The sequence below is a fragment of the Mycobacterium sp. P7213 genome, from assembly GCF_900604305.1.
In the GTDB taxonomy this organism is placed as follows: domain Bacteria; phylum Actinomycetota; class Actinomycetes; order Mycobacteriales; family Mycobacteriaceae; genus Mycobacterium.
Genome location: NZ_UWOA01000001.1, coordinates 18,591 through 36,532 on the forward strand (window position 1 = coordinate 18,591; position 17,942 = coordinate 36,532).

Sequence of the window (17,942 nt, forward strand, 5' to 3'; positions counted from 1 at the left end):
GTGCCGCCGTGAAACTCCAGGTCGACGTTACCGATAGTGACGATGTCGCCCTCGGACAGGATCGCCGATCCGATGCGGACACCGTTGACGAACGTGCCGTTGATGCTTCGGCTGTCGCGGATCTCGGTGCCCAGCGGCGTCGGGATCAGCATGGCGTGGTGACGGGAGGCCAGCACGTCGGAGATCACGACATCGTTGTCGGTGGCGCGGCCGATGGTCAGTGCTCCGGCCGGCGCGTTGGGTGCTGACGCCGACGACGGCCTCAGGATGTCAATCATGCGGGTGGCGATATTGCCGACTTCGGGCGGCGTCGCCGACACCGGTGCCATCCGGGTGGCGGGCTGGCGCGGGGGGAAAACCTCGGCGGGCGCCACCGGCGCTGCGGGCGGTTGATACCCGGGACGCAGTGCCGCCTCGGGGGCCGGGTTGGGCGAAGCGGACTGATATGCCGGCGGCCGGTGCGGAGCGGGCGGCGCGGAATAGGGTGCTGGACCGGTCGGCGGCCGGTAGGACTGCTGCTGCACACCGGGGTGCCCGGCCGACCGCGGATCTGCATACGGCGCGGGTTCGGGCGGCGCCGGCCAACCCGAGGGCTGAGGCGGCCGGGCCGGGCGTGCGATACCGGGCTGCGGTACCTGGATCGAGACGGTCTGCGGCGGCCGACCGGCCTGGCCCTGGTGGCGTCCCACCTCAAAGGAGACCCGCGGCCCGTCCGGGTTGCCGAGGTTGACGGCCTGTCCGTCGCGGATTTCGACGACGGGCACCCGCTGGCCGTTGACATAAATGCCGTTCAAAGAGCCGTTGTCGATCCCCAACCACCTGCCCTGCTCGAAGCGCAGCAGTAGGTGAGCGCGCGAGACCAGCGGATGCGGGATGCGGACGTCAGCCCGCAGGTCGCGTCCGATGACCACGTCGTGGCCTGCGGAGAACGTGCCTTGTGACCCGTCATGGCGGACGGTCAGCACCGGCGGGGCTGGGTGACTCATTGTCGTCAACTCTAGCGAGTTAGGTCCGGTGCGCCCGTAACGACGCAGTGCGTGCGCCGGTAGATCGTCGGCATGCACTGGTTGCAGTGCGTGCACTCCGACAGCGTCGTCGACTCCTCCGCGATCCGGTTGACCAGGTCCGGCTCGGCGAGCAATGCTCGGGCCATCGCGACGAACTCGAATCCCTCGGCCATCGCCTGATCCATCGTGGCGCGGTTGGTGATGCCGCCCAACAGGATCAGCGGCAGCGACAGTTCCGCGCGGAAAAGTCGCGCACTGTCCAGCAGATAGGCGTCGGTATAGGGGTATTCGCGCAGGAACTTCTTGCCGGTCATCCGCATGCCCCAGCTCAACGGCGGGGGGAAGACGCTCGCGAATTCCTTCACCGGGGCGTCCCCGCGGAACAGGTACATCGGGTTGACCAGCGAGCTGCCCGCCGTGAGTTCCAACGCGTCCAGGCCGCCGTCGTCCTGCAGCCACTTCGCGGTGGTCAGCGACTCATCGAGGCTGATACCGCCGCGGACCCCGTCGGCCATGTTCAGTTTGGCCGTCACCGCGATCTGTCCGCCCACCGCCTTATGCACGGCCGCCACGATGCCGCGGGCCACCTTGGCCCGGTTGGCCAGCGACCCGCCGAACTCGTCGGAGCGGCGGTTGATCAGCGGAGAAAGGAACGAACTCGCCAGGTAGTTGTGGCCGAGATGGATCTCCACGGCGTCGAACCCGGCATCCACGGCGTAGCGTGCGGCGTCGGCGTGCTGGGCGATGACCTGGTCGATGTCGTCGCGGGTGGCCTTCTTGGCGAAACGCATGCCGATCGGGTTGAAGAATCGCACCGGGGCCAGGGCACGGGCCTTGTTGGAGCGCGCGTCGGCGACCGGTCCGGCGTGACCGATCTGGGCGCTGACCAGGGCCCCCTCGGCGTGCACCGCATCAGTGAGCCGACGCAGCCCGGCGACCGCCTCCGGGCGCATCCACAGCCCGTCGTCGGAGGTGCGGCCACCCTGGGAGACCGCGCAGTAGGCCACGGTGGTCATGCCCACGCCGCCGGCGGCCGGCAGCCGGTGATACTCAATGAGATCGTCGGAGGCCAGCGCGCCAGGCGTGCGGTTCTCGAACGTCGCAGCCTTGATGATCCGGTTGCGCAAGGTGATCGGGCCGAGTTTGGCGGGACTGAAGACGTCGGGGACGGGCTCGGGAACGGGCATAGCGGGAGCCTACAATCGGCGCCCGGCGAATAGTCGCCGTGCGCACTGGGAAGATCCGTGCCGTCGCCTCCAACAGGCCGGAACTCAGCGGCTACATGCCACAATGTCCGGCGTGGGTGCGATTACGTTGGACGGCAAGGCCACGCGCGACGAGATCTTCGTCGACCTTCAGGCACGGGTGGCGGCGTTGTCCGCCGCCGGCCGCACGCCCGGTCTGGGCACCATTCTGGTCGGGGACGACCCCGGGTCGCATGCCTACGTGCGCGGCAAGCACGCCGACTGCGCAAAGGTCGGCATCACCTCGATCCGTCGCGACCTGCCCGCCGACTGCAGTCCGGCCCAGCTCAACGACACCATCGACGAGCTGAACGCCAACGACGAGTGCACCGGCTACATCGTGCAGCTGCCGCTGCCCAAGCAGTTGGACGAGAACGCCGCACTCGAGCGCGTCGACCCGGCGAAGGACGCCGACGGGCTGCATCCGACCAACCTGGGTCGGCTGGTGCTGGGCACCCCGGCGGCGCTGCCGTGCACCCCGCGCGGCATCGTGCACCTGCTGCGCCGCTATGACGTGCCGATCGCCGGCGCCCACGTCGTGGTGATCGGACGTGGGGTGACGGTCGGGCGGCCGCTGGGACTGCTGCTGACGCGCCGGTCGGAGAATGCCACCGTCACGCTGTGCCACACCGGGACCCGCGATCTTGCGGAGCTGACCCGCCAGGCCGACATCATCGTCGCCGCGGTCGGGGTGCCGCACATGCTCACCGCCGACATGGTGCGGCCGGGGGCGGCCGTCGTCGACGTAGGGGTGTCGCGTACCGACGCCGGGCTGGTCGGCGACGTACATCCCGACGTGTGGGAGGTGGCGGGCCACGTGTCGCCCAATCCCGGCGGGGTGGGTCCGCTGACCCGGGCGTTCCTGCTGACCAACGTCGTGGAAAGAGTCGAGAGCACGCTGTGAAGCTCGTCGATGTCCGTCGGGTGATCGCCGCGCAGTGGCCGATCCTGCTGGTCGGGCTGATCTTCACAGCGGCATTCGTGCTGGCCGGCGCGAACTTCTGGCGGCGTGGCGCGTTGCTGATCGGGATCGGCACCGGGGTGGCAGCCGCGCTGCGCCTGGTGCTGTCCGAGGACCGGGCCGGGCTGCTGGTGCTACGCGACCGGGGTCTGGACTTCGCGACCATGACGACCGCGGCGACGGTGATGCTCTACGTCGCGGCCACGATCGACCCGCTCGGGACCAGCTAGTCGTTTTTGACCCGTCCGACAATTTCCGCCGGTGCGACGGCGCGTATTCGCCCGTCTCCCAGCCGGATCGGCCGCCGTGTTTGATGGCCCGGCTCTGCGGGAACACGTGTGTCCGGTCGGCCGGTGCGGGTCGGCGGTGTCGGTTGCCGCGTCGTCGATATGACGTGCGCCCCTGAAGTCGCTTTGTGCAGCGGAGGAACAGATGAGCGACGTTGAGCTGATTCCGGATATCGATCACATCCGGTCGCACTACGACCGATCCAACGAGTTCTTCCGGCTCTGGCTGGATCCGACCATGACCTACAGCTGCGCCTATTTCGAGCGCGAGGACATGACGCTCGAACAGGCTCAGATGGCCAAGGTGGACCTGGCATTGGGCAAGTTGGGACTGCGGCCCGGGATGACACTGCTCGACATCGGTTGCGGTTGGGGATCCACCATGCGGCGAGCCGTCGAGAGGTACGACGTCAACGTCATCGGGCTGACACTCAGCGAAAACCAGGTGGTTCATTGCGAACAGAAATTAGCTGAGATGGACAGTCCGCGCCGCAAACAGGTGCGGTTGCAGGGCTGGGAGGAATTCGACGAACCGGTGGATCGCATCGTGTCGCTCGGCGCCTTTGAGCACTTCGCCGACGGCGTCGGCACCTACGAGCGCTACGACGATTTCTTCACCATGTGCCACCGTGTGTTGCCCGACGACGGCGTGATGCTGCTGCATTCCATTGTGGTGCCCACCGCCGAAGAGGGCGAGCGGCGGGGACTGAAAAAGACGATGTCGCTGCTGCGCTTCATCCATTTCATCCTGACCGAGATCTATCCCGGGGGCCGCTTGCCGCAGATCTCGATCGTCGACGAGCACGCCACCCGCTGCGGCTTTTCGATCACTCGCCATCAGTTGATCGGGTCGAACTATGTACGCACGTTGGACACCTGGGCCAAGGCACTCGAAGCGCACAGAGACCAGGCGGTCGAGCTCAAAGGCGAGCAGACCTACGAAACGTTTCTGAAGTACCTGACGGGCTGCCGGGAACTGTTCCGTGACGGTTACACCGACGTCTGCCAGTTCACGATGGAAAAGCCAGTGGCATAAGAGATTCGGAGGACATGGTGACACCGATGACTGATCTCAGGCCGTACTACGAAGAGTCTCAAGCGGCATATGACATCTCCGACGACTTCTTCGGGCTGTTCCTCGATCCGACGATGGCCTACACCTGTGCGTACTTCGAGCGCGACGACATGACGCTGGAGGAGGCGCAGAACGCCAAGTATGACTTGGTATTGCGCAAGCTCAACCTCGAGCCGGGGATGACGGTGTTGGACGTCGGCTGTGGGTGGGGGGCGGGGCTGGTCCGGGCGGTGACGAAGTTCGACGTCAACGTCATCGGAATCACGCTCAGTCGCAACCACTGCGCGCGCAGCGCGGCCACGTTGGCAAGGATCGGTACCCAGCGTCGTGCGGAGGCGCGGCTGCAGGGTTGGGAAGAGTTCGACGAGAAGGTTGATCGGATCTTCACCATCGAGGCGTTCGACGCGTTCAAGAAGGCCCGCTACGCCGCGTTCTTCGAACGCGCCTACGACATGCTGCCCGACGACGGTCGAATGGTGTTCCACAGCATATTCACCTACCCGCAGACCTACTGGCGTGAGCATGGCATCAAGGTGACGATGAGCGATCTGCGTTTCGTCCGATTCCTCGGAAAGGAGATCTTTCCCGGTGGGGAGATGGCGGGGCGCGACGACATCTACGAATACTCGCAAGGCGCCGGATTTCGTATTCAGGACGCCTTTTTGATGCCGGAGCACTACATCCGGACCCTGGACATGTGGGCGGACAATCTGCGGCGCAACCGCGAACGCGCCATCGCCATCCAGTCAGAGGAAGTGTACGAGCGCTACCTGCGCTATCTGACCGGCTGTGCTGACCTCTTCCGCAGAGGAATCAGCAATGTCGGGCAGTTCATCCTGACCAAATAGCGTCGCTGGAAGCGAGGCGCGGACATGGCCCGAATGACTCGGCTCTGCACTGGGAGTGGCCTTCCCGAGGTCGTGGTCACCGGTGTCGCGATGACGACTGCGCTGGCAACGGACGCCGAGGACACCTGGAAGAGACTGCTGGACGGGCAGAGCGGCATTCGTAAGCTCGACGACCCCTTCGTCGAGCGGTTCGACCTCCCGGTGCGTATCGGTGGGCATCTGCTCGAGGACTTCGACCACGAGTTGAACCGCAAGGAACTGCACCGGCTGTCCTACCTGCAGAAAATGGCGGTGGTCCTGGGTCGCCGGGTCTGGGCGAATGCCGGCTTGCCGGAGGTGGATCCGCGCCGATTGCTGGTGTCGATCGGCACCGGTCTCGGCTCGCCGGAAGAACTGGTCTGGGGCTACCAAGGCATGGTGGAACGGGGTATGAAGTCGGTCTCGCCGCTGGGAGTGCAGAAGTACATGCCCAACGCGGCAGCCGCTGCCGTGGGCCTGGAGCGTGGCGCCAAAGCGGGGGTTTTCACCCCGATCTCGGCGTGTGCTTCCGGCGCCGAAGGTATCGCGCAGGCCTGGCGGAACATCGTCTACGACGAGGCCGACATCGCGATCTGCGGCGGAGTCGAGACCAAGATCGAAGCGGTCCCCATCGCGGGATTCGCCGCAATGCGCATCGTGTTGTCCACCCACAACGACGACCCGGCCGGCGCGTGCCGGCCATTCGATGCCGACCGCAGCGGGTTCGTGTTCGGCGAGGCCGGCGCGTTGATGGTCATCGAGACTCTTGAGCATGCAAAGGCGCGTGGCGCAACCATTCTCGCCCGGCTGATGGGCGCCGGTATCACCTCCGACGGCTACCACATTGTGGCGCCCGACCCGCGGGGCGAACGCGCGGGTTGCGCGATCGCCCGAGCGATCGATCTCGCGGGCCTGGCACCGACGGATATCGACCACATCAACGCACACGCCACCGGAACCAAGATCGGCGATCTGGCCGAGGCCCAGGCGATCAACAACGCCATGGGAGCGCATCGAGCCGCGGTGTATGCACCGAAATCCGCTCTCGGGCATTCGGTCGGGGCAGTTGGCGCGGTGGAGGCGATTCTGACGGTGCTCGCGCTGCGGGATGGCGTAGTCCCGCCGACGCTGAACCTGCACCGGCTCGACCCGGAGATCGATTTGGACGTCGTCGCCGGTGATGCACGGGCCGGCGACTACCGGTACGCGATCAGCAACTCCTTCGGATTCGGCGGCCACAATGTGGCGCTTGCATTCGGAAAGTTCTAAAACGGGAGCCGTTTTGAGGTCTCCCGGTCAGCTGCCTCGAGCCTGGCGCCGTGTCACGCGGCTAGAACCCGGGGATAGCGGGAATGGCCGGGACTTCACCGGACAGGCCGGGAATGCCGACCGACATCCCCGGGATCTGCGGCAGATCCGGCACCTGTCCGCTGGCCAGCTGAGAGAGCATCTGGGGGCAGTAGATCTGCACGGCGATCTCGGTGAACATCTGCGCCATCTGGGGCGACATGCTGGGTCCGCCGCCCAGGCCCGCGACTGGGGCTGCCACCGACGCGGCGGTGCCGGCGGGTTCGGTCAGCATCGGGCACACGGATTGGCCCAGAGCAGCCGTTGCGGCGGGGTCACCGACCGGGACGCCGGCCCCGGCCAGATCGGACAGGAACGAGGTGTCTACCGGGCTTGCCTGCGCCGGTGCCGCCAATCCCGCGGTGGCGATCAGACCTACTAGGCCCGCCCCCGTCTTGCTCATGAAGCCTCGCATGCATCCCCCTCGTTATGGTCCGGCGCCGAGCGGAGGCCGGGATTTGTCCGAACGTTCTTGTTGAAATCCTGCATCAAAGCGGTAACACCGGCGAGTCGGCCGGGTCACGGTTTGCCTACGGCGCTATCTCGTCCCGGCCGATGACGCCATTTCGGGACGTTGAGCCGAGTCGAGGCTCAAGGCCGGGACCTGCCGGTCCAACCTTGGTGTTTCCTCTCCAAATCCGGACGGCTAGCAACATAAATTGGATTATGGTCGTCGGCTCGGAGAAAAGCCCTGGTCGATGGAAGTTTCTACAGTAGAAAGTTTGAGTTATTCAGGGTTACTTCAGGATTTCATCATGTAAGCGTTACGGTGCTGCAAGGCAATAAGCCGTCCTGTGCCGGTCGGAGGTCGCCATGAAGGTAAGCCCCACGTTTCACACTCTGGGAGTTGCGGCAGTGGCCGCGACCAGCGCCGCCGCGGTGATCGCTGCACCGGTCATGACGCCGGCCATGGCGTCCGCGATCTCCGAGGCGCGCACGGTGACCGCCGAGGTGGCGCTGCTCGACAACGTCGCCCTGGTCATGGGTGGCACCGGAACCCCCATCCCGGGGACGTGGGACTTTCACTGGGCGGATCAATTCCTCTCCCACCTCGGGTACGACGGCTACACCATGCAGGGCGTGTTCACCCCCGAAGGCCTGTACCCGGGCACCGGGGTCAAGAGCCTGCCACTCGACACCTCGATCGATCAGGGTGTGCGGATGCTCGACGCGACGATTCGCGACCGCATCGCGGCCGGCGACCAGGTGGTGGTCTACGGCGTCTCGCAGAGCGCCGTCATCTCGTCTTTGGAGATGAACCAGCTGCTCAGCTCCGGCAATGCCCCCGACCCTGACCAGTTGTCGTTCGTCTTGATCGCCAATGAGATGTTCCCCAACGGTGGCCTGCTGTCGCGCTTCGCCATTCCCGAAGTCCCGCTGTACATCCCGTCGATGGGGATCGACTTCTACGGGGCCACCCCCGACACCCCCTACGCGACCGACATCTATATCGCCGAATACGACGGGTTCGCCGATTTCCCGCGCTATCCGTTGAACTTTCTGTCGACGCTCAATGCCGTGCTGGGGATCGCGCTGGTGCATGGCCCCGGCTACAGCCGGCCGGATTCCATGGACAGCGCACAGCTGTTGCTGGGATCCACCAACTACGACGGGCCGCTGACCCTGCCCGACGGCGCCTCGGCCGCCCTCAACACCGACTACTACATGATTCCGACGGAGATCCTTCCGCTGCTGCAGCCGCTGCTGGGAATCCCGGTACTGGGCGAGCCGCTGTATGACCTGCTGGAGCCCGTCACCCGGATCCTGGTGGACCTGGGCTACGGCAACGTCGACACCTACGTCGACGGCGTCTTGACCCATGGCGGCTGGGACCAGGGCCCGGCGAATGTGCTCACCACCTACGGCGTGTTCCCGGACATCGACATCATGACGCTGCTGAACTCGCTGTGGCAGGGCGCGCAGCATGGCTTCAACGACTTCATCTACGACCTCGGGCACCTGTCGCTGGGGAATCCGGCCGACGCACTCGGATCGCCGTTAGATTTCGCGCTGCCCAGTCTGCTCGACGTCGTCAACGCGTTCTCCAGTGCGGCCTCCACGCTGTATTCGGTGCTGCTGCCGACCGCGGACATCGTCAACGCCTTGCTGACCACCATGCCCGCCTACGACATCAGCATGTTCTTCAACGCATTCGGCAACGGCGACGACCTGCTGACCACCCTGACGAACGCCATCGGAATGCCGATCGCAGCCGACGCCGGACTGATCCCCACAGCCATCGGGTTCGAACTGATGAGCGTGATGAGCGCGTTCCCGTCGATCGCCGACGACTTTGCCGACTTGTTCAGCGCCTAGCGGTAATCGCCTTCGCCCGAAGGGCTTTGGCTGCGGCTACTTGGCCAAGGTGAACTGGTTGACGTCGAAGCGGCCTTCCCGGAACTCCCTGGCGCAGCCGGTCAGGTAACGCATGTAGCGCTCGTAGACCTCTGCGGACTGAAGCGCGATGGCCTCGCACTCGTGCGCTTCCAGCGCCTGCGCCCAGTGGTCCAGGGTCATGGCGTAGTGCTGCTGCAGTGACTGGATCCGGTTCACCGTGAACCCGGCCTTGACGGCGTGCTCTTTGACCAGCGCCACCGACGGCAGCTCGCCGCCGGGGAAGATCTCGGTCATCAGGAAGATCTGAAATGCCGCCAGGTCGTCCGTCAGCGGCATTCCGTACTCGACCATTTGTTGCGGGGACAAGCCGCAGATGGTGTGCAGCATCATCACCCCGTCGCTCGGCATCACCCGGTGGGCCATCGCAAAGAAGTCGTTGTAGCGGTCGTAGCCGAAGTGCTCGAACGCCCCGATCGACACGATCCGATCGACCGGCTCGTCGAACTCCTCCCAACCGGCCAGCAGCACTCGTCGGCTGCGTGGGGAGTCCATCGCGGCGAACATCGATTGCACGTGGACGGCCTGGTGCTTGCTCAGTGTCAGACCGACCACGTTGACGTCGTACCGTTCGATCGCCCGCGCCATGGTGGCGCCCCAACCGCAGCCCACGTCGAGCAGGGTCATGCCCGGGCGCAGGCCGAGCTTGCCGAGTGAAAGATCGATCTTGGCGAGTTGGGCTTCCTCCAGCGTCAAGTCGTAGCGCCGGAAGTAGGCACAGCTGTAGGTCTGGGTCGGGTCCAGGAAGAGCCGGAAGAAGTCATCCGACAGGTCGTAATGGGCTTGGACGTCAGCGAAATGTGGAGTCAGGCGGCGAGTCATATCGGTTGGCCCTTCGGACGGCCGGGGCCATGTCAGGTGCCAACCGTAGGGCCCCCTGGTTCCGGCCGACCGAAGCGGCATACCCACTGCCGGCCGGCATAAACACTTGCTGGCGCTAGGAATCCGAGCGCGTGGCCCGGGCGCACACCGTGATGTAGGGCAGTGCCAGTCCGGTGGACCCGACCAACGACGGATGGGTGGCCAGCAGGTTGCGAACCTGGTCCAGTGTCTTGGTGCGGACCGCGTCCGGTGAGGTGATGCAGTAGCTGCGGGAAGCGACCAGATCGATCACGGCCTGCGGCGTCAGGTAGTTGGTCCACTCCACCTGGTGGCTTTCGATATCGCCGAACGGCGCGGGCAGACTCACCCCGGCGTCGACCACGTCGCGGGCGTCCTCTCGGCCGATGATCGCGCCGAGTTCCTTTACCCAGCCCAGCCGTTCGTCGCGGGTGTTCCAGACCAGTCCCAGACGGCCGCCGGGCCGCAGCACCCTGACCAACTCGGGGATGGCCCGAGCGGGGTCGAACCAATGCCAGGCCTGGGCCACCAGCACCGCGTCGACGCTGTTGTCCGGCAGTGGGATCTGCTCAGCGGACCCGAGCAGCGCCGGGGTGTCCGGCAGGGCGCTGGCCAGCACCTCGAGCATTTCGGCGATCGGGTCTACCGCCACCACGTCCAGGCCGCGCTCGACCAGCCGGGCGGTGAGCTTGCCGGTGCCGGCGCCCAGGTCCAGGACGTCGCGGGCGCCCGGCGGCAGCAGCCAGTCGATCGCCTCCGGCGGGTAGGACGGACGGCCCCGCTCGTAGGCGGCGGCCTGCGACCCGAACGACAATGAGCGGTCGCGGCGGCCCTGCTCGGACGGGCTCACCGTCGGCGTTCCCGCGCCGAGCTCGCCAAGTCCAAGGTCTGGCGGATCAGCTCGCCGACTCGGGCGGTGTCCAGCAGGAAGCCGTCGTGTCCGCAGTCGGAGTCGAGCACCTGCAGTCCGTCGCAGCCGGGCAGCAGCTCGGCCAACTCGGCCTGCAACCGCAGCGGGTACAGCCGGTCCGAGGTGATCCCGGCGACCACCGCGGGAACCGGGCAACCACGCAACGCTGCGGCCACCCCACCGCGCCCGGCGCCCACGTCGTAGCTGGACAGCGAGTCGCTCAGGACCACGTAGCTGCCCGCGTCGAACCGCGACACCAGCTTGTCGCCCTGATGTTCCAGGTAGCTCTGCACCGCGTAGCGTCCACCGTCGGCCGGATCCTCCCCGTCCTGGGCAGCATTGGCGAATCGCAGGTCCAGCTCTGCCTCACCGCGGTAGGTCAGGTGCGCGATGCGCCGGGCGATGGCCAGGCCGGCGTCGGGACTGCGGCCGGTGCCGTGGTAGTCGCCGCCCTGCCAGTCCGGGTCGGCCTTGATGGCCGCGATCTGGGTGCTCTGGGTGCCGATCTGGTCGGCGGTGGCCCGGGCGCCGACAGCCAGCAGCAAGCCAGCGCCGACCTGATCCGGGTGGCCCACCATCCACTCCAGGCCGCGGGCGCCACCCATCGAACCGCCCAGCACGGCGGCCACCTCGGTGATACCCAGCGCGGACAGCGCGGCGATGTCAGCCTCGACCTGGTCGCGAATTTTGATGGCGGGAAACTTTGAGCCCCAAGGCTTCCCGTCGCGGGCCAGGGATCCCGGGCCGGTCGACCCGCGGCAGCCGCCCAACACATTGGTGGCCACCGCACACCAGCGGTCGGTGTCGATCGGAGCGCCGGGGCCGATCACCCCGTCCCACCAGCCCGGGGTGGGATGGCCCGGCCCGGCGGGCCCGGTGACGTGCGAATCCCCGGTCAGCGCATGCAGCACCATGACGACGTTGTCGCGCTGGGGCGACAGCTCGCCCCAGCGCTGAACGGCGATGTGGACGTCATCGAGCACCGCGCCGCTCTGCAGCGTCAGCGACCCGATGGCGACCACGCCGGTCTCTCCCTCGGCGGGCAGCAGCTGCCTGGACACGTCGGAGATCGTCACCGGGGACCGCCTCAACGGGCCGCCAGCGCCGACGAGTCGCCGAGCTGTGCCGAGGCCGCGGCGAAGCCGAGTTCGAGGTCGGCCAGGATGTCCGCGATGCCCTCGATGCCGACCGCCAGCCGCACCAGGCCCGGAGTGACACCGCTGGCCAGCTGCTCTTCGGCGCTGAGCTGGGCGTGCGTCGTCGACGCCGGGTGAATCACCAGCGAGCGCACGTCACCGATGTTGGCGACGTGGCTGTGCAGCTTCAGTGCGTTGACGAATGCCTTGCCCGCCTCGATACCGCCGGCGAGCTCGAACGACAGCACGCCGCCGACGCCCTTGGGCGCCAGTTGCTGGGCCCTTGCGTGCCACGGCGAGCTCGACAGGCCCGCGTAGTTGACACTCAGCACGTCATCGCGGGATTCCAGGAACTCCGCGACCCGCTGGGCGTTGGCGACGTGACGCTCGACCCGCAGACTCAATGTCTCCAGACCCTGGGCGATCAGGAAGGCGTTGAACGGCGAGACCGCCGAGCCCAGATCGCGCAGCAGCTGCACGCGGGCCTTCAGCGCGAACGCCGGCGCGCCCAGGTCGGCGAAGACCACCCCGTGGTAGCTCGGGTCGGGGGTGGTGAACCCCGGGTGGCGGCCCTGCGTCCAGTCGAAGTTCCCACCGTCGACGATCACGCCCGCGATCGCCGAGCCGTGGCCGCCCAGGTACTTGGTGGCCGAGTGCACCACGATGTCGGCACCGTGGGCCAGTGGCTGGATCAGGTAGGGGGTGGCCACGGTGTTGTCGACGATCAGCGGCACACCGTTGTCGTGGGCCACGCCCGACACACCCGGGATGTCCAGCACGTCGATCTTCGGGTTGGAGATGGTCTCGGCGAAGAAGGCCTTGGTGTTGGGCCGCGCCGCCGCCCGCCAGGACTCCAGGTCGTCGGGGTCTTCGACGAAGGTGGTCTCGATGCCCAGCTTGGCCAGCGAGTAGTGCAGCAGGTTGTAGGTGCCGCCGTACAGGCGCGGGCTGGACACGATGTGGTCGCCTGCGCCGGCGAGATTGAGGATCGCGAAGGTGGCCGCGGCTTGTCCGGAGGACACCAGCAGGGCGGCGACCCCGCCTTCGAGTGCGGCGATCCGCTGTTCGACGACGTCGGTCGTCGGGTTCATCAGCCGGGTGTAGATGTTGCCCGGCTCCTCTAGGCCGAACAGCTTGGCCGCGTGCTCGGTGTTGTTGAACGTGTAGGAGGTGGTCTGGTAGATCGGCAACGCTCGGGCGTTGGTGGCCGCGTCGGGTACCTGCCCCGCGTGGACCTGCTTGGTCTCGAACGACCAGTGCGAACTGGGGTCGATGTTGTTGTCGGCGGTCATTGCTGAATGGTTTCCTCGGTGTGTTGTCGCTGGGTGACGTGCGGATCAGGCGTGGGTTCAGCGACAACAGCAACGGGTGAGCGGGCGCAAGGAGGCACGCATCAGGTTCCCCTGTCTACTCGGGGGGCCCGTTGTGGCGGACCCGCGCTTGCCGCGTAGCCGATAGTGGCTACTCAACCCGGTCATCACCCGGGGCACCCCACCGCGGTTGGAGGGTTGCCGGCCAGCAAGCCGGGGCTTCGCGCTGGCACTCATGACCGTGACGCAGCCTATCGCATGCCATGGAGGTGTCGCCACCTGCTCACCGGCGGCGAGCGCCGCGGAGCGGTGCGCGATACTGATGCCGCCGTGTACAACGCGGGACAATCGAACACCTCAGACCTGACGCCGGGAGAACAGCCATGTGCGCCGACCAGCCGACCATCATCTACACGCTGACCGACGAGGCGCCGCTGTTGGCGACGTACTCGTTTCTGCCGATCGTGCAGGCCTTCACCGGGCCCGCGGGTATCGACGTCCAAGCCAGTGACATCTCGCTTGCGGCCCGCATCCTGGCCGCATTCCCGGACTGTCTGACCGAAGACCAGCGAGTGCCGGACAACCTGGCCGAACTCGGCCGGCTGACCCAGCTGCCCGACACCACGATCATCAAGCTGCCCAACATCAGCGCCTCGGTGCCGCAGCTGGTCTCCGCCATCAAGGAGCTGCAGGGCAAGGGCTACAAATTGCCCGACTACCCCGAGGACCCCAAGACCGACGCTGAGCGCGACATTCACGACCGCTACGCGAAGTGCCTGGGCAGTGCGGTGAACCCGGTACTGCGGGAAGGCAACTCAGACCGTCGCGCGCCCAAGGCGGTCAAGGAGTACGCGCGCAAGCACCCGCACAGCATGGGCGAGTGGTCACAGGCCTCGCGCACTCATGTGGCGACGATGCGCCACGGCGACTTCTATCACGGTGAGAAGTCGATGACGCTGGACCGCGACCGCGACGTCAAGATGCAGCTGACGACCAAGAGCGGCAAGACGATGGTGCTCAAGGAGAAGGTGTCGCTGCTCAGCGGCACGGTCATCGACTCGATGTTCATGAGCGTGCGCGCGCTGCGCGAGTTCTACGAGGAGCAGATGGAGGACGCCCGCAAGACCGGTGTGATGTTCTCCCTGCACGTCAAGGCGACCATGATGAAGGTCAGCCACCCGATCGTGTTCGGCCATGCCATCAAGGTGTTCTACAAGGACGCATTCGCCAAGCACCAGAAGCTCTTCGACGACTTGGGCGTCAATGTCAACAACGGTCTGGTCGACCTCTACAACAAGATCGAGACCCTGCCGGCCTCCCAGCGTGAGGAGGTCATCGAGGATATGCACGCCTGCCACGAGCACCGCCCCGAACTGGCGATGGTGGACTCGGCCAACGGCATCACCAACTTCCACTCGCCCTCGGATGTGATCGTCGACGCCTCGATGCCGGCGATGATCCGGGCCGGCGGCAAGATGTACGGCGCCGACGGACGGCAGAAGGACACCAAGGCCGTCAACCCCGAGTCGACGTTCGCGCGGATCTACCAGGAGCTGATCAACTTCTGCAAGACCCACGGCCAGTTCGACCCGGCCACCATGGGCACCGTCCCCAACGTCGGGTTGATGGCGCAGAAGGCCGAGGAGTACGGCAGCCACGACAAGACGTTCGAGGTCCCCGAATCCGGCGTCGCCGACATCGTGGACCTGGCCACCGGTGAGGTGCTGCTGACCCAGAAGGTGGAGGCCGGCGACATCTGGCGGCTGTGCACGGTCACCGACGCGGCCATCCAGGACTGGGTGAAGCTGGCCGTCCAGCGGGCCCGGGCGTCGGGCATGACCGTGGTGTTCTGGCTGGACACCGAGCGGCCGCACGAGGCGGAGCTGCGCAAGAAGGTCAAGGCCTACCTGGCGGACTACGACACCGAGGGCCTGGAGATCCAGATCATGCCGCAGGTGTGGGCCATGCGGTACACCCTGGAGCGGCTGATCCGCGGTCAGGACACCATCGCCGCCACCGGCAACATCCTGCGCGACTACCTCACCGATCTGTTCCCGATCCTGGAGCTGGGCACCAGCGCCAAGATGCTGTCGATCGTGCCGTTGATGGCCGGCGGCGGGATGTACGAGACCGGCGCGGGCGGTTCCGCCCCCAAGCACGTCAAGCAGCTGGTGGAGGAGAACCACCTGCGCTGGGACTCGCTCGGCGAGTTCCTGGCGCTGGGCGCCAGCTTCGACGACCTGGGTGCCAAGACCGGCAACGTCCACGCCAAGATCTTGGGACAGACTCTGGACTCCGCTATCGGCAAGCTGCTGGACGCCAACAAGAGTCCGTCGCGCAAGACCGGCGAGCTCGACAACCGCGGCAGCCAGTTCTACCTCGCCAAGTACTGGGCCGAAGAGCTTGCTGCCCAGACCGAGGACCCCGAACTGGCCAAGCATTTCGCCGCCCTGTCGGACACCCTGGACAAGAACGAGGACGCCATCCTCAATGAGCTGAACGTGGTGCAGGGCAAGGCGGTGGACATCGGCGGCTACTACGCGCCGGACCACGACCTGACGTCGGCGGTCATGCGGCCCAGCCGGACGCTCAACGCAGCGATCGACGCCAAGGACTGACTCGGCAGCCGAACTGCCGGCGGGCTCACTCCAGGATGCAGAGGACCTCGTCGAGGGTGGCGGTGCCGTCCACGTGGCCCAGTCGTGTGGTGTCGAACATCGCCGGGCCGGTGGCAGCACGGTCGGTCAGCAGGTAGCGGCCGGCATCGGGGGAGCGACGCACAGTGTCCTCGGCGGCGCAGGTGCCGGTCAGCTTTACCGCGTCGGTGAAGTTGATGCCGATCTGGAACACCTGCGGTTCGGCGTGCAGTCCGCCGGTCAGTCGGGTGATGAGGTTCTCCGGGGCAAAGAACCGCCAGCCGGAGTCCAGCCGCAACCAGTAGCGGCCACCGATCCCGGCACTGATCTCCGTACCCGGATCGGTGAACTCCAGAAAGGGATACCGCTGCGCCAGCAGCACCCGATCTTCGGCTGTCAGGCCGGTGTCGATGGCCAGGAAGCGTCCGACGCGCGCCACGTCCAGGCAGCAGTTCAGGAACGAGTTCAGGGTCTGCTCGGTGCCGGCTCGATCGGACCCGGTGCGCACGCTGACCGTCACCTCAGCCTCGGGCGGCCCGGCCACCAGGGTGTGCACCACCGCTTCGGGGTAGCTCGAGGCTGCCTCAAGCATGGCCGGAACCGAAAAGTCTCGGTTGGATTCGATGCGCTGCCGCTCGTCGTCGGGAACGTCGGTGCGCGCCACCAGGCGCCGGCACAGCGTGAACGCTTCGTCGTGGTTGCCCAGCCACGACGCGCACACCGCGCGCTCGTCGGTCGCGCGGAAGTTGTAGACCCCCGCATCGACCCAAAGGTTGTCGTCGGGCATCGGATCTGCTCGGCTTGCCTGGCGAAGAGGTGACCGAGCTGGTAGCGCCCCGCGGAGCGGTAGGCGAACGCCAGGCAATACAGCGGTTCGGCACGGGTCGGCCGAAACTCCCAGGCCCGTAGGTAGGCGGCCTGCACTTCCGGCCACGGTTCGCCGAGCACCTCCATGGCGCCGGCTTTGCGGTACAGCGAGAAGTAGACCTCTTCGTCGTAGCCCCCCATTTGAGTCCGCCGTTCGTACCAGGGGACTGCGGCGGCGTAATCCTCCAGATCGAAGCAGCTCTGCGCCAGATAAAAGACCGACCGCGAGTCCTCGGGATTGCGTTCGACCTCGGCCAGTAGGAGATCCCGGTCGCGCGCGTACTTCTGCGGGTCCAGGTTGCGGGCGCCCAGCCGCCGCGATTCGATCGCGAAGTCGCGGTCGAGGCGGGAAATGACGTGGTCTTCATCGCATTCGACGTACTCGTGGACCACACCCACGTAGCGCACCGGCAGCCCGTCGCGGAACAGCTGCGGGCGCCAGCCTCTGACGGCTTCCTGCCGGATCCGCAGCTCGTAGATGTCGGCGTCCAGGCCGGTGAAATCGGGTGTGCCCACGATCGTGTCGTCGGCGTCGATCACCAGGATGTAGTCGCAGCGGCCCTGCGCCAGGGTCAGTGCCTCGGTGCGGTTGTGCCCGAAGTTGCGCCAGGGCCGTTCGTAGAGCTCGCCCGGAATGCCCAGGGCCGCCATGTGGTCGCGGATCACCTGCGGGGTTCCGTCCTGGGAGCCGGTGTCGACGATCACCCACGCACTGATGTAGGGCGCGGTGGCGCTCAGCACCTCCGCAATGATGTGGGCCTCGTCGCGCACGATCATGTTCAGGCAGATCGTGGGGGTGTTCACCGGATCGGACACGGTCGGCAGATTACCCGGTGCCTGGGGGGCTGGATTTCGCAGTCGGCGGTGGTCAGGGAGTCCGGCGTGCGACAATTCGCTGGTAAGGCGATGACGATGTAGGAATCCGGTGTGAATCCGGCGGTTCAGCCGAAGCTGGGACCGCCGCTTCAATTCCGGAGCGGTCCCGCCACTGTCATCGGGGGAGTGACCTCACCCGAGAGCCAGACACTCACGTCGTCGCAACCTCCGATTCGGGGCGGGTAA

15 protein-coding genes, 1 pseudogene and 2 riboswitches are annotated in these 17,942 nt (G+C 66.5%); of the genes and pseudogenes, 7 read left to right on the forward strand and 9 right to left on the reverse strand.

What is annotated here, in order from left to right; all coding sequences use genetic code 11:
- Positions 1-23: 23 nt before the first annotated feature.
- Positions 24-986: pseudogene (locus EJK91_RS23145) on the reverse strand (FHA domain-containing protein); the annotation flags it as partial.
- Positions 987-997: 11 nt separating this feature from the next.
- Positions 998-2,194 carry an NADH:flavin oxidoreductase gene (locus tag EJK91_RS00080; RefSeq protein WP_125077935.1) on the reverse strand — a complete coding sequence of 399 codons (1,197 nt, stop codon included), beginning with the start codon at positions 2,192-2,194 and terminating at the stop codon, positions 998-1,000.
- Positions 2,195-2,306: 112 nt separating this feature from the next.
- On the opposite strand from EJK91_RS00080, the gene EJK91_RS00085 reads away from it, so the two are divergent.
- The 5 genes from EJK91_RS00085 to kasB all read left to right on the forward strand — a co-directional run bounded on the left by EJK91_RS00085 (position 2,307) and on the right by kasB (position 6,709).
- Entirely contained in the window at positions 2,307-3,155 is an 849-nt protein-coding gene (locus EJK91_RS00085) for a bifunctional methylenetetrahydrofolate dehydrogenase/methenyltetrahydrofolate cyclohydrolase (RefSeq protein WP_024441990.1), read from the forward strand.
- The gene (locus tag EJK91_RS00090) at positions 3,152-3,442 is read left to right on the forward strand and encodes a DUF3017 domain-containing protein (RefSeq protein ID WP_024441989.1); all 291 of its coding nucleotides are present in this window, start codon (positions 3,152-3,154) and stop codon (positions 3,440-3,442) included. The genes EJK91_RS00085 and EJK91_RS00090 overlap by 4 nt, the downstream gene beginning before the upstream one ends.
- A 202-nt stretch (positions 3,443-3,644) precedes the next feature.
- Positions 3,645-4,535 carry a cyclopropane mycolic acid synthase family methyltransferase gene (locus EJK91_RS00095; protein WP_125077936.1) on the forward strand — a complete coding sequence of 297 codons (891 nt, stop codon included), beginning with the start codon at positions 3,645-3,647 and terminating at the stop codon, positions 4,533-4,535.
- 26 nt (positions 4,536-4,561) lie between these two features.
- Positions 4,562-5,422 carry a cyclopropane mycolic acid synthase family methyltransferase gene (locus EJK91_RS00100; protein WP_024441987.1) on the forward strand — a complete coding sequence of 287 codons (861 nt, stop codon included), beginning with the start codon at positions 4,562-4,564 and terminating at the stop codon, positions 5,420-5,422.
- Between the two features lie 33 nt (positions 5,423-5,455).
- On the forward strand, positions 5,456-6,709 hold the full coding sequence (gene kasB / locus EJK91_RS00105; protein ID WP_125078025.1) for a 3-oxoacyl-ACP synthase KasB: 1,254 nt from the start codon (positions 5,456-5,458) through the stop codon (positions 6,707-6,709).
- A gap of 61 nt (positions 6,710-6,770) precedes the next feature.
- Here the strand turns inward: kasB and EJK91_RS00110 are convergent, their stop codons facing one another.
- A complete protein-coding gene (locus EJK91_RS00110) occupies positions 6,771-7,190 on the reverse strand; it encodes a DUF732 domain-containing protein (protein WP_125077937.1) in 420 nt (139 codons plus the stop codon).
- 452 nt (positions 7,191-7,642) lie between these two features.
- On the opposite strand from EJK91_RS00110, the gene EJK91_RS00115 reads away from it, so the two are divergent.
- Positions 7,643-9,103, forward strand: coding sequence for a PE-PPE domain-containing protein (locus EJK91_RS00115; RefSeq protein ID WP_024441984.1), 1,461 nt, complete (start codon positions 7,643-7,645; stop codon positions 9,101-9,103).
- A 36-nt stretch (positions 9,104-9,139) separates the two neighbouring features.
- Here the strand turns inward: EJK91_RS00115 and EJK91_RS00120 are convergent, their stop codons facing one another.
- From EJK91_RS00120 to EJK91_RS00135, 4 genes are all read right to left on the reverse strand, one after another.
- Positions 9,140-10,003: a cyclopropane mycolic acid synthase family methyltransferase gene (locus EJK91_RS00120; RefSeq protein WP_024441983.1), complete on the reverse strand. Its 864-nt coding sequence runs from the start codon at positions 10,001-10,003 to the stop codon at positions 9,140-9,142.
- Between the two features lie 115 nt (positions 10,004-10,118).
- On the reverse strand, positions 10,119-10,871 hold the full coding sequence (locus EJK91_RS00125) for a class I SAM-dependent methyltransferase (RefSeq protein WP_024441982.1): 753 nt from the start codon (positions 10,869-10,871) through the stop codon (positions 10,119-10,121).
- Positions 10,868-12,007, reverse strand: a complete 1,140-nt coding sequence (gene metX, locus EJK91_RS00130) for a homoserine O-acetyltransferase MetX (protein WP_125077938.1) — start codon at positions 12,005-12,007, stop codon at positions 10,868-10,870. The genes EJK91_RS00125 and metX overlap by 4 nt, the downstream gene beginning before the upstream one ends.
- An 11-nt stretch (positions 12,008-12,018) precedes the next feature.
- Positions 12,019-13,359, reverse strand: a complete 1,341-nt coding sequence (locus EJK91_RS00135; protein WP_024441980.1) for a bifunctional o-acetylhomoserine/o-acetylserine sulfhydrylase — start codon at positions 13,357-13,359, stop codon at positions 12,019-12,021.
- A 139-nt stretch (positions 13,360-13,498) separates the two neighbouring features.
- Positions 13,499-13,618: riboswitch (SAM riboswitch) on the reverse strand.
- Between the two features lie 142 nt (positions 13,619-13,760).
- On the opposite strand from EJK91_RS00135, the gene EJK91_RS00140 reads away from it, so the two are divergent.
- The gene (locus EJK91_RS00140; RefSeq protein ID WP_024441979.1) at positions 13,761-15,995 is read left to right on the forward strand and encodes an NADP-dependent isocitrate dehydrogenase; all 2,235 of its coding nucleotides are present in this window, start codon (positions 13,761-13,763) and stop codon (positions 15,993-15,995) included.
- A 25-nt stretch (positions 15,996-16,020) separates the two neighbouring features.
- On the opposite strand, the gene EJK91_RS22220 is transcribed toward EJK91_RS00140, so the two are convergent.
- Together EJK91_RS22220 and EJK91_RS22225 are read right to left on the reverse strand one after the other, a co-directional pair.
- The gene (locus tag EJK91_RS22220; RefSeq protein ID WP_241178588.1) at positions 16,021-16,605 is read right to left on the reverse strand and encodes a hypothetical protein; all 585 of its coding nucleotides are present in this window, start codon (positions 16,603-16,605) and stop codon (positions 16,021-16,023) included.
- Positions 16,530-17,696 carry a glycosyltransferase gene (locus EJK91_RS22225; protein WP_241178589.1) on the reverse strand — a complete coding sequence of 389 codons (1,167 nt, stop codon included), beginning with the start codon at positions 17,694-17,696 and terminating at the stop codon, positions 16,530-16,532. Before EJK91_RS22225 ends, EJK91_RS22220 begins: the two co-directional genes overlap by 76 nt.
- Positions 17,697-17,751: 55 nt before the next feature.
- Positions 17,752-17,931: riboswitch (cobalamin riboswitch) on the forward strand.
- Positions 17,932-17,942: the final 11 nt, after the last annotated feature.